Source organism: Traorella sp. mt218, assembly GCF_055420025.1.
This window is the reverse complement of record NZ_JBVAYM010000010.1, coordinates 12,092-32,293: the sequence shown is the minus strand read 5'-3', so window position 1 is coordinate 32,293 and position 20,202 is coordinate 12,092. Positions and strand designations below refer to the sequence as shown.

Genomic DNA, 20,202 nt, shown 5'->3' with positions numbered 1-20,202 from the left:
TTTGATTGTTTTCAAAAAAATTTCACAATGATGTGTTAAACTAAAGAAAGAGGTGATAACATGCCAAAAATATTAATCGTAGACGATGAAGAAAAGATCCGCGGGCTTATTAAAAAATATGCCCTTTATGAACATATGGAAGCCGACGAAGCCTCCAATGGCTATGAAGCTATTGAAGCTGTTCAAAAAAATCACTATGATTGTATCATCATGGACATCATGATGCCTTATTGTGACGGCTATACGGCAACCAAGCGCATCCGTGAATTTTCAGATACACCTATCCTGATGCTTTCAGCAAAAGGAGAAGAATATGACCGTATCCATGGCTTTGAAATGGATATTGATGACTATGTCGTCAAGCCTTTCAGCATGCAGGAGCTGATGATGCGCATCAAGGCAATTTTAAAAAGGACACAAAATGCACAGAAAAATACATTTACTTATAAAGGACTGGTAGTCAATTATTCGGCACATACCGTTGAAATTGATGGTGAAAGAGCCCATCTTTCACCAAAAGAATATGATCTGCTGACCTATCTGATCAAAAATAAAAATATTGCTCTTTCGCGTGAGCAATGTATTTCTGTTGTCTGGGGATATGATTTTTTTGGGGATGACCGTACTTTAGACACTCATATTAAGACATTGCGTAAAAATCTCAAAGAATACGCTGACTGCATCGTTACTGTCAGAGGAGTAGGCTATCGCTTTGAAACTGAATAGAAAATCCATTCGTTTTAAGATCCCCTTTTATTTATTTGTTTTTGTGATCGTGATGCTTCTTTTATTATGGATCATGGAAATCTTTCTCTTAGATTCTATTTATAAAAGCATCAAAACAGACGCGATCCTGAATGCCGGTAATTATATATCCGACAATATCACCAATCCCGATATCGGTGAATACATCAATCAGCTTGCCATTACGAATGATGTATGCATTGCTGTGGCCGATGAAAACGGTACGCCTATCTATTGGAGCAGCTCCTCCAGCCAATGTGTCAGAGAAATAACGACTACCAATCGTTTCATGGAAAGAATCTCTCTTGCTTATCAAAATGATAACACCTATGTACAAGAGGTCCAGACTACGGAATATATCGAAGATATCAAGCTGGATATCCCAATCTCCATCCGCTCTTATAATGAAATCCAATATACGCATATCATAGAAGGAGCAAGCAATTATTATCTGTTCATGAATTCCACGATCTCACCGATCAATGCTACTGTTGATACGCTTAAAACGATCCTGACGATCGTTACGATAAGCATGAGCATCATCGCCATCCTTTTGGGTCTATACATATCAAGAAAGATCATTGCCCCTATTCGTCAGCTTAATACCAGCGCAAAAAAGCTTGGTAAAGAAGATGTACATTTCAGCGGTAAAGGCTATCTTGAAATCGAAGAATTAAGCTCTACCCTCAATCAGGCCAACAAGGATCTCCATCAGGTTGAAAAGCTGCGAAATGAGCTGATCAGCAATATCTCCCATGACCTGCGTACACCTCTTACGATGATCAGCGGTTATGCAGAAATGATGCGTGATCTTCCTGATGAAAACAACGAAGAAAATCTAAATGTCATCATCAATGAAACAAAATATCTGTCACGTTTGGTCAATGATGTGCTTGATCTTTCAAAGCTGCAGGCAGGAGCTCAAAAGCTGGAGGAAAAGCGATTTGATCTTACGCAGATGCTTCTGGATATGATTGAGCGTGTTCGTTCACTAAGCGATATTCAGATCGATTTCATCTATGACAAACATTTTGATGTCATCGCCGATGAGATGAAAATTTCACAGGTCTTCTATAACATCTTAAATAATGCCATTCACTATACCAAAGATAAGGTCATCGTTCGTCAGATCTTAAAAAAAGATACGATCCGTATCGAAATCCAGGATTTTGGTGAAGGCATTGAAGAAAGTGAAATTGACAAGATCTGGCAATGCTACTACCGTTCGGCCAACCATTCCCGCCAAATCAGCGGCAGCGGCTTAGGTCTATATATCTGTAAACAGATTCTGGATCTCCACCATGCAACCTATGGTGTGACAAGCAGGCTCCATGAAGGAAGTACCTTCTATTTTGAATTAAACATGAAAAAAGACGTGGCCTCATCATGAGGACACGCCTTTTTTACTGTCATTCTTTTGTTTTCTGCGGGATTCACGGCCTTCTTTTTTATGCTCGCGATAGATCCTGAAAATGACGCCATCCGGCATATTTTCACCACTCACGATATAACCATTGGCCGATGTTACCTTGTGAACGATCGACAATCCGATACCAAACTGTCCGCCCTGTCCCTTTTCAAATGGTTTGAATAAGGTCGCCAGTCTTTCCTCAGAAATCTGGGAACCGTTGTTATAGATCGTTACCTCATCTTCATCAACCGTTATTTTTATGACATCTTTCGCATAACGCAAGGCATTATCCATGATATTTTCAATCGTAATGCGCCATGGCTCATAGCTGCCATAGAAATAGACATCCTTCATATCTGTTTCAATTTGAATATCCGAACGAATCATGATCAATGCCTGAAGCACTTCCTCCACGACCTCTTTCATATTCGTTTCCTTTTCACCCGTGTTCTGAGAAACCAGATAGTCTACCCGGTTCAGATATAAAAGCGAATATACCTTCTTTTCCAGACGCTCAGCATTTTTAATGATCACATCCACGCTCTTTTCCAACGTGCCATATGGATAAACACCATCCTTGATGCTTTCACCATAACTTTTGATCGTCGCAATCGGCGTCTTCAGATCATGGGAAATATTATGAATCATTTCTTCCTTTACCCGCTCCTGACGCAAAAGCTCCTGACGCATGCTGATGATGGCTTCTGCCAATTCACCGATTTCATCATTACGGTTGACTCGCAGCTCGGCATCTTCTCCCAATTTGACCTTCTCAATATAATTACGGATCTGATTGAGCGGATGGATCAGCGAAGCCATCCAAATCATCAATACGACAAAAAACAGACCGACAACAAATACCGTGATATTCACCACCGTGCTTAATAAAGTTTCCCTGTAATTCATACGGTATTCGCTCGTAACCACCGTTACGAAAGCAAAATCATCACTCAGGATATTGATGGCATAATATGCCTTATTTTCATCATTTTCATAAGTATAATGCTCCACCTGTTTCTGAAGCGCTGTCTGCTTCCGCATATTTTCAGAAATCTGAATCGAAAGATTCGGCATCGCATTGATCTTTTCACTGGCTGTTGAATAGTTTCCCTCATCTGTATAAAAAATATTATACATCATTGATGTTTCATCCGTTTGCAAACCCATGATGATCTTCGGATCAATATTGCCCCGATACATATTCGTAATCATTTCCTGTGATCGATCAATGACCGTATTCATCTGTTCACGGACAAAATCATCTACCTTACCACTTAAAAAAACAAAGAAAAATGATGCAAAGAAAGTTATGAAAACAAAGATCAGCATAAAAAGCTGCTGGGATAAAGAAAGATTCTTTATCCACTCCCTTAAGCGGCTCATATTATCCTAAACGATAGCCATATCCATAAATCGTATGGATATGAAGCTTCGGAAGCTTTTTACGCAAACGGCGCAGTGTATCATCGACAACACGATCACTGCCAAAATAATTATCTTCCCAGACAAGTTCCAAAATCTTTTCTCGTGAAAAAGCCATTCCCTTGTTGCGAATAAACATCATCAAAAGATCAAATTCCTTGGTAGTCAGATCAATTTCTTTATCATTATCAAAGACCTTGCGCTGTTCTTCATCCAGCTCATAAGAATCAATCTGAATTCGTGTATTCTCTGTTTTATACGTTCTTTTAATGACATTATTTACACGAAGCACCAATTCCTTAGGGGAAAATGGTTTAGTGATATAATCATCACTTCCCTTTTCCAGACCGATGATGCGGTCAAATTCCTTATCACGGGCAGACATGAAGATCACCGGGATATCCTTCCCCTGTAAACGGATTTCCTCGATCAGATCAAAGCCTGATTTATCATCCAGCATGATATCCAAGATCCACAAATGAACATCATCATCGACCGTATGCATGCTTGCCTGTTCATATGTATAATAGCTTCTGACCTCATATCCTTCTTTTTCCAGATAGCGTTTCACTAATTCATTCAAATCTTTTTCATCTTCTACAACACAAATCACTTTTTTCATATCTTCACTTCCTTTATTCTATTGTAACAAAATAATGTGAAAGAATCATGAAATTTTAGTATTTTTATAAAATTTTTATCACTTCTTATCCCATTTATACCCACACTTTTATTTGAACGGATCTAAGCCGGCTGTTCTTGATAAAACTTAAGCTGCAATCATACTGCCCATTCCTATCTATAAAACTTTCATAACCTAAAGTGTGGGTGAGATCATGACATGTAAGATATGCAAATTCGGCGGCACTTCCATCTCCAATGATGAAAGATGTCAATATGCTTTAGATATTGTGAAAAAAATGAGTGAGAACAGTAAGGTAGTCGTCGTTATCTCAGCGATGGGCAGAAAGGGAGATCCCTATGCTACCGATACATTGAGCGATCTGGGAAACGCTTATTTAAGCGAGCAGGAAAAGGCACGTCTGTTAAGCATGGGCGAGCTGGTCAGCAGCATTTCCTTTTGTGCCAAGCTAAGAGAAATGGGATTAAATGCCTATGCATTAAGCTTTCGGGAAAGCGGGATCATTACGGATGATAACTATGAGTGTGCCAATGTCATCAAATTAGATAATACTGAGATCAGCAAATTATTAGAAGCCTATGATGTCCTCATCGTCTGCGGTTTCGTGGCGATGAACAGCCTTGGTGAGATTACGACCTTAGGCAGAGGAGGCAGTGATTATACTACGGTTTTGGTTGCCAAGATGCTTCAGGTCAATGAAGTTGAAATCTATACCGATGTTGACGGGATCTATGACAGCGATCCAAAAAAAAATATTCATGCGAAACGTTATCAGGAAATCACCTATCATCATATGCTTTCTCTTCGATGCCGTGTCCTTCATGATCAGTGTGTTGAATATGCACGTAAAAATAAGATTCGTATCCATCTCAAAGGGACTTTTTCAGGTGAAGCCGGAACAATCGTTTCTTAACATTTATCTTTTTAGTTTTTTGATGTATAATAATAAAGTATGGAGGTTAACATGAAAAGGATCCTGTTGTTTAGAAAGCTGGATGAAGCAGATAAGCAAAAAATCGAGGCTTTGATGGAAAATGAGCCGATCAAATATGAAATCTCTCTTGCCAGCAAGTCGATGTCCATGGACGGCGGCAACGATGAACTGGCTTATGTTAAACGTCTTTTGCTGAGTCACCAGTTTGAAATTCTCTAAATTACCGGCAACGGTAATTTTTTTATTTTTCTTTCATAAAATAGAATGACTAAGGAGAACCATTCATGAAAAAGAAATATATGTTAATTGCTGCAGGTACACTCATTATTGCCGTTTGTCTTTTCATCTTCCGTCCTACCTCCTTTGCGAAAAAAGCCGACCGGGTATTTAGTGATCTAAACACCTATACGCTCAAAGGTGAAATGGAAATCAACAAGGGTGAAGATATTAAGAATTATATGTTAGAAATTAATTTCAAAAAGGGAGAAAATGATCAATATTTCAAGGTTTCTCTTTTTGATAAGAATTTGAATCAGGAACAGATTCTATTACGAAACAAAGAAGGTATCTTTGTCATTACCCCAAGCCTTAATCAGATCTTCAAATTTGAAGGCGAATGGCCGCTTAATTCACCAAAACCCTATCTGATTCAAACGATGTATGACATCATCAGACAGGAAGACAGCATCAGTGAAAAAACAAAGGATGGAACGCTTATCAAAAGCAATGTCAATTATCCGAACAATAAGACTTATAAAACACAGGAAATTCTATTTGACAAAGACTCTAAACCAATCAGTGTGCATATTTATGATGATCAGAATACTTTACAGCTTCAAATTCTTTTTTCCAGCGTAGAGTACAACAACGATATTAAAGACGAAATCTTTGATTCACCGAAAACATTGGACAATACCGTATCTTCTTCTCTTATAAGCGAAGCCGATCTTCCTCTGTATCCTGTCAGCGTCTATGACAGCAAGCTTGTCAACAGCTCTACCTATGAAGTCAACGGTGAAGTACGACATATTTTAGAATATGATGGTGAGCATTCATTTACGGTCGTACAGACGCTCAAAAAAGCTCAAGGTGATACCCAAACCGTATTTAAATCCGGAGAAATGATCGATACGATCGAAATGGTTGGCTTTTATGACGGCGGAAGCTGTTTAGGCTATTATCAGAATTTAGAAATGAATGTATATTCACAAACACTGAGTGTCGATGAAATGATGAGCGTCATGAGCTCTCTGCAAGTCGCCGTCATGAAATAATGATCGAAAGAGGTGATGTCTACTATGCCGATCTAGCAGGAGGTATCGGCAGCGAACAAAAAGGGATTCGTCCGGTGGTCATTGTTCAAAACAACATGGGAAATAAGCATTCAACGACCTTGATCATCGTTCCCATATCAAAAAAACTAAATAAGCCTCCCCTGCCCACCCATGTGATCTTTCAAAGCGAACAGCTGGATTATATCTCCATGATCCTATGCGAACAGCTTCGAACGATTGACAAGAAACGCTTAAAAAGCAAGATCACCCATTTAGATGAACATATCATGTCCATGGTCGATCAAGCTTTAAAAATATCCTTGAATATATAAATAAAAGGTGCTTTATTCAGCACCTTTTGTTGCGCCACAGCTGCAAAAGTAATAATCAATATATTTTTCATAATATCCCTGATCTTCTTCATGAGTCACAGCCGGAATCGTTTTAGTGACATTTTGATAATTGCCATAATATACACCTTCATAAAAGCCTTCATCATCTGCATTCTTAATACCATTTTTTATGATTTCTTTTAAATCATCTAAAGTAAAACCATTTTCAAACCAATATGTCGGACCTTGTGCTACTAAATTTCCTTGCGCATCCTTTACATAAAAACGAGCACCACTTACTTTCTGTTCAGGAACATCAACGACAGTTACGATATTCGATACCCATCTTTCAGCATAATGCGGCTGCCACTGATGCTGATGAGAGGTACCTGTATCCTTATTAGGACTTTTATTCGTATTTTCATTAGTGCCGGTAGGATCAGAAGCAGAAGTATTATTTTCTGATGATGGATTTGATCCTGTTTCTGAATTTGATGATACTTCTTCATTTTCCTTTTCGGTTTTATCCGTAATAGTAATATCGCTCACAACTCGAACAATGACTTCTGTACCTTCTGTATCAAATGAAACTTTTGCCTCATTTTCATCTAAAAACCCACGAAGTGAATCCCCATCAAAAGTTATCGTATAAACGGCCTCATAATTTCCTTTCGTATCATAATCAATTTTGACTATCATCCGTTTCTACATTTTTAATGATCGTTCCATCAAAATCAACAAGTGCCCCTAAATCGACATCACTTCCTTTTTCAATACTCAAATCTTCGATCCCTGAAAGAATTTCTTTATCAAAAAATATCTGAAGTTCCTCAAGTTCCACGTTCTGTATTTTAACTTCTTTTTCATCATTCGGCCTAACCATAAAATAAATCCAAAGAATCAAAACCAGTAAAATTAAAATTACTCCTGTCATAAACGATTTCTTATTAACTAATTTTTTTATAGAATCCATGATTTATCACCTGCCTGCTGTCTAATATTATAAAACGCCATGACTATTAATTCAATATAAGTATTTACAATAAATTTATAATTAAATAATGATCCTCTTTGTCTTAGCATGTAAAAAAACTATGCCGTGGCATAGTTTCCGATATAAAAAATGGCGGTCTAGATGGGACTCGAACCCACGATCTCCTCCGTGACAGGGAGGCATGTTAACCACTACACCACTAGACCATGTAAACTTGCTTTATTATGATACACTAAATGTGACTCATACGCAAGTTTTTTTTTCATATTTTATTTTAACAGGGATTCCGCACGTAAGGATAAATCATCAGATAAATAAATCTTTAACCATTTCTCTTTGAAATATTCATTCATGACAGCTTCAAGTTCCTCATGCCCAATATTTTCTCCCTCACAGAGAAGATAAGCACCACAGGATGAACAGCCGCCAAATAAATGTATGGAATACTCAATACCCTTCTTTTTAAATAACTGATTAATGTCAAAAATATGCTGAAAGCTGATTTCAGCCATCATTCATTCTCCATACTGCAAACGATCGCATCTGCAAGAGCCTCTACATCCTTTTGCTGGGCTTCTTTCATGGAAGATGCAAGCGTTACTTTTTCTTCAAGCACGCGCATGTTTTTCATACCTTCAAAGAAATCCTTCATCTGCTTACCGGCCGCACAGGCCCAACTGCCATTTTCCATCAGTGCCACGGTACGATTCTGCAGGTTATGAGCCTTCAGATCATGAAGCAGATGCTCCATATTCACAAAGATATCGCTGTTATAAGTCACACAAGCCGTCACAAGATGAGAACATCTGAACGCTTCTGCAATCAGATAAGAAGGATGTGTCTTACTGACATCATATACCTTCAAATTCTTTACTCCTCTTGATGAAAGCTCATTTGCTAACACATTGGCAGCATTTTCCGTATTGCCATATACCGATCCATAAAGAATCAAGACTCCCTTATCTTCCGGTTCATAGCTTGCCCATTTCTGATATTTCTCTACATACCATTCGATATCGCTTCGGTGAAGCGGACCGTGCAAAGGAGCAAGAAGCTCGATATCCAACGTCGGCAATTTCTTTAATACATTTAATACCTGAGGACCATACTTACCCACAATATTCGTATAATAACGTCTGGCTTCACTCAGCCATTCGCTCTTGAAATTGACCTCATCATCAAACAGATTTCCATCCATCGTTCCAAATGAACCAAAGGCATCAGCTGTAAATAAAACTTTATCATATGCATCATATGTCATCATGACCTCAGGCCAGTGAACCATCGGTGCACTAATAAACTTCAAGGTATGACGTCCTGTATTTAGGGTATCGTTTTCTTTTACTTCCAAATAATTGTCTAAATTCAAATCAAAAAACTGCTTCAGCATTTTTTTAACCTGCATATTACCCACAATTTTCAAATCCGGATAACGTTGTAAAAGACAGCTCACCATGGAACAGTGATCTGGCTCCATATGCTGGATCACAAGATAATCAAGGGACTCATTTCCTAAAACATATTCAATATTCTCTAAAAATTGCTGGGAGATTGAACGATCTACCGTATCCATCAGCACTTTTTTATCATCCATCAGCAAATATGAGTTATACGTTATGCCATACGGGATCGGATATACGTTTTCAAACAGTCCAAGCCTGCGGTCACTGCCGCCTACATAATAGATATCTTCTTTTACTTTTTTTACACAGTGCATAATTTTTTACCCCCTGAAATACTTCAAAGTAACTTTTATTATTATAATCAACTTACCTGTTATTTTCAATTATTATGACTATTTAAATGGTGATATTTCACTCACATCCCAGATGATCTTCAACATATCGATCAATACCTTTCTGCTTTTGCCATCTAAAGCGCTAATTTCACGAATAGCCATGATTCCCTTAGAAAAATCAAGTCTGGTCAGATCACTTAACGTATGAATCTTTAATTTCTCAAAGACGCTGAATAGAGAAGACACCAGCTCTTCACGCTGCTTAGGTGTATATTCCTCCAGCATACCGTTTAATTTCGCAGAGGCTTTTTCACTTCCTAAAGTCATATCCTCCTGATAAACAAAATGTTGGGCAGTCACATGCCAGCTAAAGGCATCGTGCTGAAAAAGACCGCTTTGATCACTCTTTATGATACTGACTTTTTCAAAATGAGTAAACAACCGTCCAAAAATGCTGCCGGTAGGAATATAGGTATGAATCCTTGGAAGAATTCTTTGAAACGAAGGTCTTTTGCACATCTCTTCATGAAAGCCCGGCCCATCGAAATTATCGACACGCCTGATCTGATCCTGAATCTTTGCCGGAACAGCTGCTGCCGCATACATGGCAAGATTGCCTCCTTTCGAATGACCGCCAATATAATAAACATTCTTTTTCAATGCCCTATCCAGCAGAGAGGAGCTTGCATCGATTTGTTTGATATATTCCATTGCCCGATGCTGTGAGGGGACCTCATTTCGATAGGTCATTGCAAAATCCTCTTTCCATCCGACAATCGTATCATCCGTACCACGAAAAGCAATATATTTCCACACATTCCTATAACAAAACGTCACGGCCGCAAACTGTACTTCCTGTCGCTCATCCACCTCATTCACATAATGGCACATGATAAGTTCTCCAAAACGCACGGTTTTTGCTGCTTCTTTTAGTAATTCATAGCTGCGGTTTGTCAGTGATACCCGATTCTTCAATGTTTCTTCATCATATTTTTGGAAAAAGCGATCAGCAGTTTCCTTTAATGTTTTTTCACTTTCTTTTACAAGGATCCCATCATAATTTTCATAAGAGAGAATGCTTAATATCAAAGAATCAATTTCATTGAATGCCCGCTCTTCAAAACTAAGATCACCACGCCATGCCACATAATCAAGCAGATTCATACGATCACTCCCATATTCAATTGTATATGAAATAAGTCATAAGTCAATCTCCGTTACTGATTATTATATAATGATATCATTGTCTTATATTAATCAGCAATACGAGCAAAAATCTGACATATCCTTTCAAACACAGATACTAACATCTCTCAGCCAAGCCGATGCTTTTATAAATAATATTTTCTCAGTGTGATATTTTATATAAATTCTATTTAAGTGAAACATGAAATTGAAGAAATTGATCAAAAATAAAACTTTTTATGTCTTCACATGAATTTTATGGTATAATTCTAAAGTGATGTGTTAGTAGCTCAACTGGATAGAGCATCAGATTCCGGTTCTGGGGGTTGCGGGTTCAAGTCCTGTCTAGCACGCCATGATAAATAAAAGGGCTGTTGCGATAGCTCTTTTTTTTATTTTGTTCAGTGAACAACAAAAAAAATCATCATACATCTTATTTAATAGTTGAAAAATGTGAAAAAATGTGATAAATATATTTTTGGATAAAATCCTAAAGGAGGCAAAAAAAATATGAAAAAACTTATTACAGTTACTTTCCTGAGTTTATGCTTGCTGGCAGGATGCTCAAACACAAATGAACCGGCAGCTGATGAAGGAAATTCTACAACTTATGTAGACACTTACACTTCTGCTTCTTCCACAAAGCAGATGCTGGATAGCGATGATCTCGAAGCTGCGAAAGAAGAGCTTTCAAGCATTGATTCAGATTTAGCTACACTTGCCCAGACAAAAGAAGAGGGTTATGTAGCTCCAGAAGGAGAAACAATGGTTGAGATCATGTCAGTCAATCCTGATGGAACACCGGGTCTTTCTACGATCCATGCATGGAGAGTTGACGGTGATACTGTAACAGTAGTTTTAACTGATGGACAGAATGCTCAAAACTTGGCAAAAGTAGGAGCAAGAGGTTCAATTTTAGCTCATGGTGATACATATTATCTGATTCATTTAGAAGTGAGCGATGTCGTTGAATTGGAATATACAGATGAAAACTATGAAAATGGTTTATTTAATTCATCTTATTCCGGAGCTTCGAACCAGTTAAGTGAATACACGATCACGATGAATATTTTATCTGTAGAACAGGTAAATCTTTACATCCCTAACTAATGTATCAACTTCTTAGGTGCTATTCAGCACCTTTTTTTATTCAACACCAATAAAAAGAGGATTTGACATTATGTCTTATCCTCTTTTCAATTTTATCTTTGGCAGGATCATTCGACTCTTTGCTTCTTCATTTTAATGAAGCCTATAAGAATGATACCACTTACAGCGAATAAACTTATATAAGCTCCCAGATGGCTATTATCCATCGTAAGCGGTGCTTCTCCTGTTATCTCATCCTCAGAATCTTCTTTTGAATTCTCTTCTGCAGGACTTTCTATTTCCTCCTGTGGTGTTGAATCCGCAGCGCTTGATAAAACAAGATGTCCTTCCTCTAACAAGATCTGTAAAGCAATATTCCCTGTTTTTAAACTCGGTATGATCGATATATGGCCATCTTCAGAAGTCACTGCTTGTAAATCGTTATCCTGCGCTTTTTCAATGTTTAATACGCCATATGCAAGGATATTCTCATTCTGATCCATCAGCACCATCGTATGTAAACCTGAAGAAATATTCGGGAAAATAAAGCTGCCATCCTTGCCGATTATGGTTTTCTTGCCGCCTATTTCCAGACTCAGATTGACTGGTGTTTCATCTGTACCTGTAATCGATCCATTGATGATATAGGTATTCTCATCGGGTGCTTCAATATCCCCATATGTAACTGTCAATGATGCATTGCGTACCAGCTTCGGTGCTGTATATTCATGATCTACAACCTGATCCGTGACATCTACACCGTCATACACCACTGTCTGAATCTCTTTCCCCGCATCCGGAAGGATCCAGTAGGTGACTTCACTGTGACGGTCTGCCTGAATTACTGTATCGGCAACCTTCTGATTCACTACGATGCGCCCGCCTTCGCTCTCTACGGTTACCTCATGCTGCTTTGGTACGCTTGCTGTAACCTTCGTTTCTTTTGCTGATATCGGTGAAACCATGAGGGCAAATACACAACCACTCAGGAAGATGACCATTCCTTTTCTTATGAACCTATTCATTGTCTTCTCCTTCATGCGGATTCGTATAGCTGATCAGAAAGGTCAAAGTAGCGACATAATCGCCGCCTGCGGCCGCTTCCCATGCCTCTTTTGTGATATGAACAGCCAGCGGTGTCTTTGTTCCGATTGCCGTCTGTTCATCATAGACGACACTTTCAAAAACCTCTTCGCCACTATAAAGTGTATAAGGAATCGTATTGTTTTCTTCCTGTTCCAATGGCGATTGTTTTTCCAGTGAAACCGTTACATAGGCATCCGGTTCTAAATTACCTTTTTGATATTCAAGTTCACCGATTGAATTGATTTCACTGTCAAAGGTGATCGTTGCTTCTGAAGGAATCTTTACGAGATAGTCGGGTTGCTGATAATAACTTAGTATCATTCCATTTGGACTTGAATTGTCCTCATTTTCATCTGCCAATACCGGAAAGGAACCCGATACACAAAGGGCACAGACGATGCCTGCCATCATCAACTTTTTCATTCTGTTCCCTCCTCTAAAGTTCTCTCATACGAGAACGTAAAGGTCAGTTTTCCCGTGTATGATCCCGCTTTCTTTTCTCCCGTCAAAGCTCCAAAAACAATCTTGCCACCCTCTGCCGCCGTTAATCCATTATTTTTAAAACTGGCAATAACGTCATTATTGCTAATGGGATTGCCCTGTGCATCCTGTACAGGAACCAAAAGCGTATCAGTTGCATATTGTCTTATCAATACGGCATTGCCTTCTTCATCCAGTCCGCTAATCGAAACATTCAGTGAATCACCTTCCAGCATATTCTTGATACTATATGCAGTGATCTCGGCTTCACTTCCTGTATTACCAATCGTTACCTTTTCTGGAATATTAATGATATATTCCGGTGTTGAATCCGCAGCACCCAATAATACAAGATGTCCTTCCTCTAACAAGATCTGTAAAGCAATATTTCCTGTTTTTAAACTCGGTATGATCGATATATTGCCATCTTCAGAAGTCACTGTTTGTAAATCGTTATCCTGCGCTTTTTCGATGTTTAATACGCCATGTGCAAGGATATTCTCATTCTGATTCATCAGCACCATCGTATGTAAACCTGAAGAAATATTCGGGAAAATAAAGCTGCCATCCTTGCCGATTATGGTTTTCTTGCCGCCTATTTCCAGGCTCAGATTGTCTGGTGTTTGATCTGTACCTGTAATCGATCCATTGATGATATAGGTATTCTCATCAGGTGCTTCAATATCCCCATATGTAACTGTTAATGATGCATCGCGTACCAGCTTCGGTGCTGTATATTCATGATCTGCAACCTGATCCGTGACATCTACACCGTCATACACCACTGTCTGAATCTCTTTCCCCGCATCCGGAAGGATCCAGTAAGTGACTTCACTGTGACGGTCTGCCTGAAGCTTCGTATTAACAACACTCTGATTTACTACAATACGTCCATCCTTACTATCTATGGTTACTTCATGCTGCTTTGGTACGCTTACTGTGACCTCTGTTTCCTCAGCTGATGTCGGTGAAACCATGAGAGCAAATACACAACCACTCAGGAAGATGGCCATTCCTTTTCTTATGAACCTATTCATTGTCTTCTCCTTCATGCGGATTCGTATAGCTGATCAGAAAGGTCAAAGTAGCGGCATAATCACCGCCTGCGGCCGCTTCCCATGCCTCTTTTGTGATATGAACAGCCAGCGGTGTACTCGTTCCGATTGCCGTCTGTCCATCATAGACAACTTTTTCAAAAACCTCTTCACCACTGTAAACTGTATAAGGAATCGCATCTACTCCTTCATCCTTCAATGGCGATTGCTTTTCCAGTGAAACCGTTACATAGGCATCCGGTTCTAAATTACCTTCTAAATATTTAAGCTCACCGATTGAATTGACTTCAGTATCAAAAGTAATGGCCGCTTTCTGAGGAATATATACAACATAATTTGCTTTCTGATAATAATTCAATACCGTTTCATTCGGATTAGGATTATCTTCATTATCATTCGCTAATATTGGAAAGGATATCGATGTAAATAGGGCACAAGCGATACCTGCCATCATCAACTTTTTCATTCTGCTCCCTCCTCCAGGATACTCTTATACGAGAACGTAAAGGTCAGTTTACCCGTATATGTACCTGCTTTCTTATCACCTTTCAATTCACCAAACACGATCTTACCGCCTGCTGTCGGTTCCAATGCATTATTTTCAAAGGTAGCAACCACACCATTATTACCAATGGCATTACCCTGTGCATCCTGTACAGGAACCAAAAGCGTATCTGTCGCATATTGCCTTGTCAATACGGCATTGCCTTCTTCATCCAGTCCGCTAATCAATACATTCAGTGAATCACCTTCCAGCATATTCTTGATATTGGATGCAGTAATCTCAATTTCTGTTTTTTCATCCTCGCTTTCAACAATCGTTACTTCTTTTGGAATCTCAACAATATATTCAGGCGCCAGATGTGAACGGACATCTATCGTAACATCCTGTGTTAGTTTGATCTCTGAGCGATTCTGATTCAGCGTTTCCTTAGTACCATCTTCCCACGTTATATCAAAACCATCCAAGATGCTATCTGACTGATTGCCAAGGAAGACGAGCACCACGGTTGAACCTTTAGCTACCTGGATACCTTCACTCGCCGGATTGCGATCAATAACTGTATTTCCATCCTTATCCTGAAGTTCTACGCTAAACAATAGATGATCATCTTCACCAACATTATTTAATTCACCCCATGTAACCGTATATGTTTCACCAAACGTTGAATACAATTGAGTGATTGGCAGTTCATTGGCAGCCATCACACCCGATACCACAACATTTCCAGTACCCTTAAAGCGAATCGATACAGTATCTCCATAATATTGATCCCATTGGTAGGTATATGTGCTTTGCATATCTGTCAATTTCCAACTTGCTAACGTAGTATTGCCCACGATCAGTTCTGCTGTCACACCACTGCCGGAAGCTGTCAATGTAGCTGATGCTTTGCCTTTTTCCAAACCGCTGGCAACCTGCAAGACATTTTCATCATTTTCCAGTGTTAAACTCAGTGATTGTAAGCTGCTCGTTGATCGAGCTGCAAGTGTGTTAGACGCTAATGATTCTCTCATCATCCGCACCGCACCGGCTGTCTGTATGGATGCTGCTGAATTCTGCGGTGTCCAAGCATCATTGATCACCAACTGGTCAGAGAATGTTTTAGTCGATACTAAATACAGTCCATCATCATACTTCTTCACCACATATGTACCCTGACTTAATCCACCTTCCATTCCATAACCGTCATTTGGTGATACATTAACTGTCAGCACACTTCCTTCTAAAATCAAATCGCCATTTTGTACCCGCACTGTCTTATCACCGACATTTTGATAGATTTGTACTTGTCCATTTGCCACTTCTTTCAAGTTCAATGCTTGCACCATATAAGATTGCTCATTTGCCACAACGGTTGCCGTTTGATTTCCTGAAATCGTTGGAACATATACATAATCCAAACCATTATCATTCACAACACCTAATTCTGTATCATTCATTGTAATGCTGGCATCGCCGAGGCCATTTAACAACACTAAAGGCGAGAGGTTTTCTTTCTCTGCATTTGTTAGTGCAGTACCAAAAGCACTGTCACCATTGCTATTAGTTGCTTGTACAGATGCTGATGCAACTATGATAGAGTTTGCGGACGTTTCTTCACCTGCTCCACTGCCAATTGCTGGATTTCCCATACCCGTCAGACTTTATGTACCTCTTTCCAGATGAATTGTTCCGGCAACTTCATTCTGATTACCACCAATTGCAGCTGCATAAAGTCCACCGGTCGCATTCAATATGCCTCCATCCACAAGCCCCGTTTCCGAATTCACATAAGCTTTAATCTTCAAAGTAGCGCTTTCTGGTACTCGAATAGCAGCTTCATTCTTTGAAGTCAGCTTATTCGTTCCACGTAACACCAGTGTTACATCTGTGTTTTCACCTAGTTCAATGCAACTGAGATCTGTTTCCATGGTAATGTTATCCAAAAGAATTGTCACAGGTCTTGTCGTATTGATAATGATACGGTTTTTTATTATTTGTGGATTAATATTATTTGTATTTCCTATTTCAAAATAATTTTTTAATAGATCATCAGGGTAATCATAATCTTCTTTTCTATAAAAACCTCCATCATACTTGAAGAAGAAATACCTTTGATTTTCTAATGACTTCATATTCAAAATTTCAAGATCGCTCTTTGTAATGTCAATTCTCGCAATTCTTGCACGATATGTTTCCCGATCATCCGTTACAACATCCATGATCTGCTCTTCTTCATTAAACGTTAATAGATAAGTATTATTATTACTTCCTAAAGTACCACCACTTTGTCCTATGGTTTTAGAATCCTTTGTTACATATATATAATAATACGCATCATTTTGATGTGCTAATTCTGTACGTGAAAGAATACCTGAGCTGTTTTCAAAAACGCGATATTGACCACTCTTCATATCTGATTGCAAAATCTTTGTCAGATATACGGCGTTTCCATCAAGATTGGTTGCACCTACTATCGGACTGCCATCCGTCATTTTGACCGACGCATAATTGATCTTAATATCATCACAATCCAACGATGCCAGTGTATATACTCCATTTCTTAGATCGACGGAATTTGTTTTTATATTAATGCCTTCTGTTGTTATACCAGAGCCATAAATCATAACACTGCCATCTCCGTCAATGGTCTTATTTTTTCCAATAAAGCTAATACCTGTTCCAACATCGATTCTAATATTCACCTGATCGTGCAAAGTGATATCAGGAATCGGATAAGTAGTATTACGATTATATGTCCGTATCTCTTTGACTATCGCATTATCGCCACCTACATAGTTAAACTTATAAATTTGATCATCATATACCCAGAATTTTTCATAAATATCTATATGGCTATTGGCTGTTGCATTGCTTGGGAAAGTTTCTGAAATTTGAGAGAAGCTATTTTGTTTGAATGACATTGAACCATCCAAATCTTTATCTACATAGTAATAATATGGATTTCCATTGGCATCCTCAAAATATAATTTCTTTCCTGCATCTGAAGGAGTCACTACCGTTGTATAAGTACCATTACCATCCGTCCATATATCCGCATTACTAAAATCACCCAATCCTACATTAGGATCACTCGATTTAGCAATCTTTGTCAAATGCTGGTTTGCTGGTAATCCGCTGATGGATATGACTCGTGCAGTGCTGCTGCTTGTGAGTTGTTCATCGAGCTGTACATCAGCAGACAGGACGGAAGCACCTGCACTAACCTTCACTGTGCCGGAAATAATATTCTGCAAAGTTGTTGGAGCTTTTGTATAAGCATCTCCGCTTTTTATGAAGGTACCACCTTTTGCTATCAAATCACCTGATTCACCTGCTGATTTACCAGAATCATAATAGGTCTGATCGAAAGTCATGCTGCTGATCGCAAGACGACCCTTATTTACTTCAATCTGAGGCGTACCACTAAATGCTCCGCTTCCTCTTTTGAATCCCGAAACGATTCTATTGATGGTAACCTTTCCTTCGCTATTCATCATAATATCAGCATCACTGTTTGTACCTTCTTGCTTACTGAGAGAGTATTCATTGTTGTAGACAGCACCCGCAACCGGATATCTTGTGGTTATTGTACCAAATAATTTTGAACCACTTGCATTTGTTATCGGGGAAGGTTCATCCCATTCCCAGCTTGTGCCGGCATAATCACCGATCGTCAGGGAACTGTTTTCATCTCCTGTAAATTCAATGGTCATTCCATTATTATTCATCATGCTCATTGCTTTAATGGTCGCACTTCCCAGTGTTTCGATCGTTACCGTGCCCCCTGAAAAATCATTGGCATGTCCGAGATACATATCTCTTATATAAGTAGATTGATCTATAATAAAATTGTAATCCCGGCCATCGGAGGCAAGAAGAACGCCTCCCTCATAAGTATAATACTCATAAACAGGGGGATATTGATTTGCACTCGGGTCATAGCAGTATAATTCAAAGGTTGTATTTTCGGTAATATTTCCCCTCGATGGCCCGGTCGTTCCGGTATAAGCGAAAATATCAATACCTTCACTCGCAAAAACATCCCTATTATAAGCTTGGGTTACACTCGTTCCAATCGTAAACCATTGATTTCCCCAAATGACAAGAGTCGTATTATAAATATTGATCTGATTGACAACTACTGTCGGGTTTTTGATATCGACCGTACCATTTTTTACTGTCACTATAAATTCCGTCGTAGTAGGATAAGATACAGTGATATTATAAGGATCATTGGATTCTTCCAGCCATACACACATGTGTCCGTTGGATGCATCACCAAAACGCATGGTCTGTGTGGAACCGTTGATGGTAACGTCCGTAGTCATACTATTACTTAAACCTGTTGTAATGCTTGGATAAATGATAGCACCATAAAGTTTCTTTCCTTTGGCATTGACCGGCTGAACGATGTTATCCGTTTTTTCTACATACAACTGACCGCCGGTTATACGTAAGGTCCCGCTGTTTGAACCGTTACCACCACCGGAGCCGATATCCTGTGCGCCTTCGCCGCCTTTAGCAGTAACGACACCACCCGATAAGATGACCGTACCGCCGTTACCTTTGTTTCCAGCCATCTTGCCATTGTTTCCGGAAGATGCTTTTCGTTCGGAATCCTGACCGATACCTGCCACTCCTCCATTGCCGGGTGAAGTACTGCCAATACCGGCGGTTCCACCTTTGGCATTTGTTCCGGTTACACCATTAAAAGCTGGCTCATCTGCCGGATCAGTAGCGGCATTACCACTGGCTCCACCAGTTCCATAGGTAATTAAAGGTTCTCGATTCGGATGGTAAACTTCACTTACCGAACCGCCGCCGGAACGTACAGAGATTTCCGCAACATGGGTTTCACCGGCACCTCCGCCGCCTCCGCTGACATAACCTTGGCCGCCTCCGCCGCCTCCGCCACCGGCAGCGATAAGAACATCTTCGTCAACTATATAGGCAAAGCCGTTAAAGATAGCCATCCCTTCTCCATAATCTTGGGCAGGAATACCACCGGCACCACCATCTCCACCAGCAGCACCGCCGGAACCGATACCTGCGGCAGGATAGCCTCCGCCCCCCGCCGCCATTTCCGCCATAGCCGCCTTGACGTGTTGCATAAACATCCGTAGAGTACCATAATATCGGGACCGAAATATTCTTTTCATCATAAAATAACTGTGAATAACGGCCGCCATCGGATCCACTTCCACCAATACCGCCTTCGCCACCTTTTGCTACGATGCGAAGATTATCATCATTGATCGTGATCGTACCTGCCTGCGGTGTGGAGCCGGATGTAGATGCACCACGACTACCGATACCAGCGCCGGCACC

General features: G+C 39.6%; 20 protein-coding genes and 2 tRNA genes. 8 read left to right on the top strand and 14 right to left on the bottom strand.

Annotation, left to right across the window (positions count from 1 at the left end):
* The first annotated feature begins 60 nt into the window (after positions 1 to 60).
* Positions 61 to 726: a response regulator transcription factor gene (locus tag ACZYT3_RS06495; RefSeq protein WP_464088102.1), complete on the top strand. Its 666-nt coding sequence runs from the start codon at positions 61 to 63 to the stop codon at positions 724 to 726.
* Positions 713 to 2,134 carry a sensor histidine kinase gene (locus tag ACZYT3_RS06490; RefSeq protein WP_464088101.1) on the top strand — a complete coding sequence of 474 codons (1,422 nt, stop codon included), beginning with the start codon at positions 713 to 715 and terminating at the stop codon, positions 2,132 to 2,134. Before ACZYT3_RS06495 ends, ACZYT3_RS06490 begins: the two co-directional genes overlap by 14 nt.
* Here ACZYT3_RS06490 and ACZYT3_RS06485 read toward each other — a convergent pair.
* On the bottom strand, positions 2,129 to 3,484 hold the full coding sequence (locus ACZYT3_RS06485) for a HAMP domain-containing sensor histidine kinase (protein WP_464088100.1): 1,356 nt from the start codon (positions 3,482 to 3,484) through the stop codon (positions 2,129 to 2,131). The genes ACZYT3_RS06490 and ACZYT3_RS06485 overlap by 6 nt on opposite strands.
* Positions 3,485 to 3,539: 55 nt before the next feature.
* The gene (locus ACZYT3_RS06480) at positions 3,540 to 4,199 is read right to left on the bottom strand and encodes a response regulator transcription factor (protein WP_294560999.1); all 660 of its coding nucleotides are present in this window, start codon (positions 4,197 to 4,199) and stop codon (positions 3,540 to 3,542) included.
* Positions 4,200 to 4,413: 214 nt separating this feature from the next.
* On the opposite strand from ACZYT3_RS06480, the gene ACZYT3_RS06475 reads away from it, so the two are divergent.
* The 4 genes from ACZYT3_RS06475 to ACZYT3_RS06460 all read left to right on the top strand — a co-directional run bounded on the left by ACZYT3_RS06475 (position 4,414) and on the right by ACZYT3_RS06460 (position 6,760).
* Positions 4,414 to 5,133, top strand: coding sequence for an amino acid kinase family protein (locus ACZYT3_RS06475; protein WP_294561000.1), 720 nt, complete (start codon positions 4,414 to 4,416; stop codon positions 5,131 to 5,133).
* 51 nt (positions 5,134 to 5,184) lie between these two features.
* On the top strand, positions 5,185 to 5,373 hold the full coding sequence (locus tag ACZYT3_RS06470) for a hypothetical protein (protein WP_294561072.1): 189 nt from the start codon (positions 5,185 to 5,187) through the stop codon (positions 5,371 to 5,373).
* Positions 5,374 to 5,438: 65 nt separating this feature from the next.
* Complete coding sequence (locus ACZYT3_RS06465; protein WP_464088099.1) at positions 5,439 to 6,428, top strand: LolA family protein; 990 nt, start codon at positions 5,439 to 5,441, stop codon at positions 6,426 to 6,428.
* Complete coding sequence (locus ACZYT3_RS06460) at positions 6,428 to 6,760, top strand: type II toxin-antitoxin system PemK/MazF family toxin (RefSeq protein ID WP_294561070.1); 333 nt, start codon at positions 6,428 to 6,430, stop codon at positions 6,758 to 6,760. The genes ACZYT3_RS06465 and ACZYT3_RS06460 overlap by 1 nt, the downstream gene beginning before the upstream one ends.
* A gap of 12 nt (positions 6,761 to 6,772) precedes the next feature.
* On the opposite strand, the gene ACZYT3_RS06455 is transcribed toward ACZYT3_RS06460, so the two are convergent.
* The 6 genes from ACZYT3_RS06455 to ACZYT3_RS06430 form a co-directional block, all read right to left on the bottom strand.
* On the bottom strand, positions 6,773 to 7,459 hold the full coding sequence (locus ACZYT3_RS06455) for a hypothetical protein (RefSeq protein WP_464088098.1): 687 nt from the start codon (positions 7,457 to 7,459) through the stop codon (positions 6,773 to 6,775).
* A complete protein-coding gene (locus ACZYT3_RS06450; RefSeq protein ID WP_464088097.1) occupies positions 7,443 to 7,733 on the bottom strand; it encodes a hypothetical protein in 291 nt (96 codons plus the stop codon). Before ACZYT3_RS06450 ends, ACZYT3_RS06455 begins: the two co-directional genes overlap by 17 nt.
* A 151-nt stretch (positions 7,734 to 7,884) precedes the next feature.
* A tRNA-Asp gene (locus ACZYT3_RS06445) sits at positions 7,885 to 7,960 on the bottom strand.
* A gap of 63 nt (positions 7,961 to 8,023) precedes the next feature.
* Positions 8,024 to 8,266, bottom strand: coding sequence for an RDAC family protein (locus tag ACZYT3_RS06440; protein WP_294561068.1), 243 nt, complete (start codon positions 8,264 to 8,266; stop codon positions 8,024 to 8,026).
* Entirely contained in the window at positions 8,266 to 9,471 is a 1,206-nt protein-coding gene (locus ACZYT3_RS06435; RefSeq protein ID WP_464088096.1) for an FprA family A-type flavoprotein, read from the bottom strand. The genes ACZYT3_RS06440 and ACZYT3_RS06435 overlap by 1 nt, the downstream gene beginning before the upstream one ends.
* 78 nt (positions 9,472 to 9,549) lie before the next feature.
* Complete coding sequence (locus tag ACZYT3_RS06430; RefSeq protein ID WP_464088095.1) at positions 9,550 to 10,656, bottom strand: Mbeg1-like protein; 1,107 nt, start codon at positions 10,654 to 10,656, stop codon at positions 9,550 to 9,552.
* 300 nt (positions 10,657 to 10,956) lie between these two features.
* Here ACZYT3_RS06430 and ACZYT3_RS06425 point away from each other — a divergent pair.
* A tRNA-Arg gene (locus tag ACZYT3_RS06425) sits at positions 10,957 to 11,033 on the top strand.
* A gap of 154 nt (positions 11,034 to 11,187) precedes the next feature.
* Entirely contained in the window at positions 11,188 to 11,787 is a 600-nt protein-coding gene (locus ACZYT3_RS06420) for a hypothetical protein (protein WP_464088094.1), read from the top strand.
* Between the two features lie 107 nt (positions 11,788 to 11,894).
* Here the strand turns inward: ACZYT3_RS06420 and ACZYT3_RS06415 are convergent, their stop codons facing one another.
* Genes ACZYT3_RS06415 through ACZYT3_RS06390 form a run of 6 tightly spaced genes read right to left on the bottom strand, consistent with a single transcriptional unit; the run spans position 11,895 to position 19,985 of the window.
* On the bottom strand, positions 11,895 to 12,791 hold the full coding sequence (locus tag ACZYT3_RS06415) for a hypothetical protein (protein ID WP_464088093.1): 897 nt from the start codon (positions 12,789 to 12,791) through the stop codon (positions 11,895 to 11,897).
* The gene (locus ACZYT3_RS06410; protein ID WP_464088092.1) at positions 12,784 to 13,275 is read right to left on the bottom strand and encodes a hypothetical protein; all 492 of its coding nucleotides are present in this window, start codon (positions 13,273 to 13,275) and stop codon (positions 12,784 to 12,786) included. Before ACZYT3_RS06410 ends, ACZYT3_RS06415 begins: the two co-directional genes overlap by 8 nt.
* Complete coding sequence (locus ACZYT3_RS06405; RefSeq protein WP_464088091.1) at positions 13,272 to 14,369, bottom strand: hypothetical protein; 1,098 nt, start codon at positions 14,367 to 14,369, stop codon at positions 13,272 to 13,274. The genes ACZYT3_RS06410 and ACZYT3_RS06405 overlap by 4 nt, the downstream gene beginning before the upstream one ends.
* Complete coding sequence (locus tag ACZYT3_RS06400) at positions 14,362 to 14,853, bottom strand: hypothetical protein (protein WP_464088090.1); 492 nt, start codon at positions 14,851 to 14,853, stop codon at positions 14,362 to 14,364. The genes ACZYT3_RS06405 and ACZYT3_RS06400 overlap by 8 nt, the downstream gene beginning before the upstream one ends.
* Positions 14,850 to 16,523 (bottom strand): hypothetical protein, encoded by a 1,674-nt coding sequence (locus tag ACZYT3_RS06395; RefSeq protein ID WP_464088089.1) that lies wholly within the window; start codon positions 16,521 to 16,523, stop codon positions 14,850 to 14,852. Before ACZYT3_RS06395 ends, ACZYT3_RS06400 begins: the two co-directional genes overlap by 4 nt.
* A 12-nt stretch (positions 16,524 to 16,535) precedes the next feature.
* Positions 16,536 to 19,985, bottom strand: coding sequence for a hypothetical protein (locus ACZYT3_RS06390; protein ID WP_464088088.1), 3,450 nt, complete (start codon positions 19,983 to 19,985; stop codon positions 16,536 to 16,538).
* Positions 19,986 to 20,202: the final 217 nt, after the last annotated feature.

Bases quoted from the DNA above. Each gene is read 5' to 3' on its own strand.
- ACZYT3_RS06495 (WP_464088102.1), top strand. From the start codon at position 61: ATGCCAAAAATATTAATCGTAGACGATGAAGAAAAGATCCGCGGGCTT.
- ACZYT3_RS06485 (WP_464088100.1), bottom strand. From the start codon at position 3,484: ATGCTGATCTTTGTTTTCATAACTTTCTTTGCATCATTTTTCTTTGTT.
- ACZYT3_RS06480 (WP_294560999.1), bottom strand. From the start codon at position 4,199: ATGAAAAAAGTGATTTGTGTTGTAGAAGATGAAAAAGATTTGAATGAA.
- ACZYT3_RS06475 (WP_294561000.1), top strand. From the start codon at position 4,414: ATGACATGTAAGATATGCAAATTCGGCGGCACTTCCATCTCCAATGAT.
- ACZYT3_RS06470 (WP_294561072.1), top strand. From the start codon at position 5,185: ATGAAAAGGATCCTGTTGTTTAGAAAGCTGGATGAAGCAGATAAGCAA.
- ACZYT3_RS06465 (WP_464088099.1), top strand. From the start codon at position 5,439: ATGAAAAAGAAATATATGTTAATTGCTGCAGGTACACTCATTATTGCC.
- ACZYT3_RS06460 (WP_294561070.1), top strand. From the start codon at position 6,428: ATGATCGAAAGAGGTGATGTCTACTATGCCGATCTAGCAGGAGGTATC.
- ACZYT3_RS06455 (WP_464088098.1), bottom strand. From the start codon at position 7,459: ATGATAGTCAAAATTGATTATGATACGAAAGGAAATTATGAGGCCGTT.
- ACZYT3_RS06450 (WP_464088097.1), bottom strand. From the start codon at position 7,733: ATGGATTCTATAAAAAAATTAGTTAATAAGAAATCGTTTATGACAGGA.
- ACZYT3_RS06440 (WP_294561068.1), bottom strand. From the start codon at position 8,266: ATGGCTGAAATCAGCTTTCAGCATATTTTTGACATTAATCAGTTATTT.
- ACZYT3_RS06435 (WP_464088096.1), bottom strand. From the start codon at position 9,471: ATGCACTGTGTAAAAAAAGTAAAAGAAGATATCTATTATGTAGGCGGC.
- ACZYT3_RS06430 (WP_464088095.1), bottom strand. From the start codon at position 10,656: ATGAATCTGCTTGATTATGTGGCATGGCGTGGTGATCTTAGTTTTGAA.
- ACZYT3_RS06420 (WP_464088094.1), top strand. From the start codon at position 11,188: ATGAAAAAACTTATTACAGTTACTTTCCTGAGTTTATGCTTGCTGGCA.
- ACZYT3_RS06415 (WP_464088093.1), bottom strand. From the start codon at position 12,791: ATGAATAGGTTCATAAGAAAAGGAATGGTCATCTTCCTGAGTGGTTGT.
- ACZYT3_RS06410 (WP_464088092.1), bottom strand. From the start codon at position 13,275: ATGAAAAAGTTGATGATGGCAGGCATCGTCTGTGCCCTTTGTGTATCG.
- ACZYT3_RS06405 (WP_464088091.1), bottom strand. From the start codon at position 14,369: ATGAATAGGTTCATAAGAAAAGGAATGGCCATCTTCCTGAGTGGTTGT.
- ACZYT3_RS06400 (WP_464088090.1), bottom strand. From the start codon at position 14,853: ATGAAAAAGTTGATGATGGCAGGTATCGCTTGTGCCCTATTTACATCG.
- ACZYT3_RS06395 (WP_464088089.1), bottom strand. From the start codon at position 16,523: ATGGGAAATCCAGCAATTGGCAGTGGAGCAGGTGAAGAAACGTCCGCA.
- ACZYT3_RS06390 (WP_464088088.1), bottom strand. From the start codon at position 19,985: ATGCAACACGTCAAGGCGGCTATGGCGGAAATGGCGGCGGGGGGCGGA.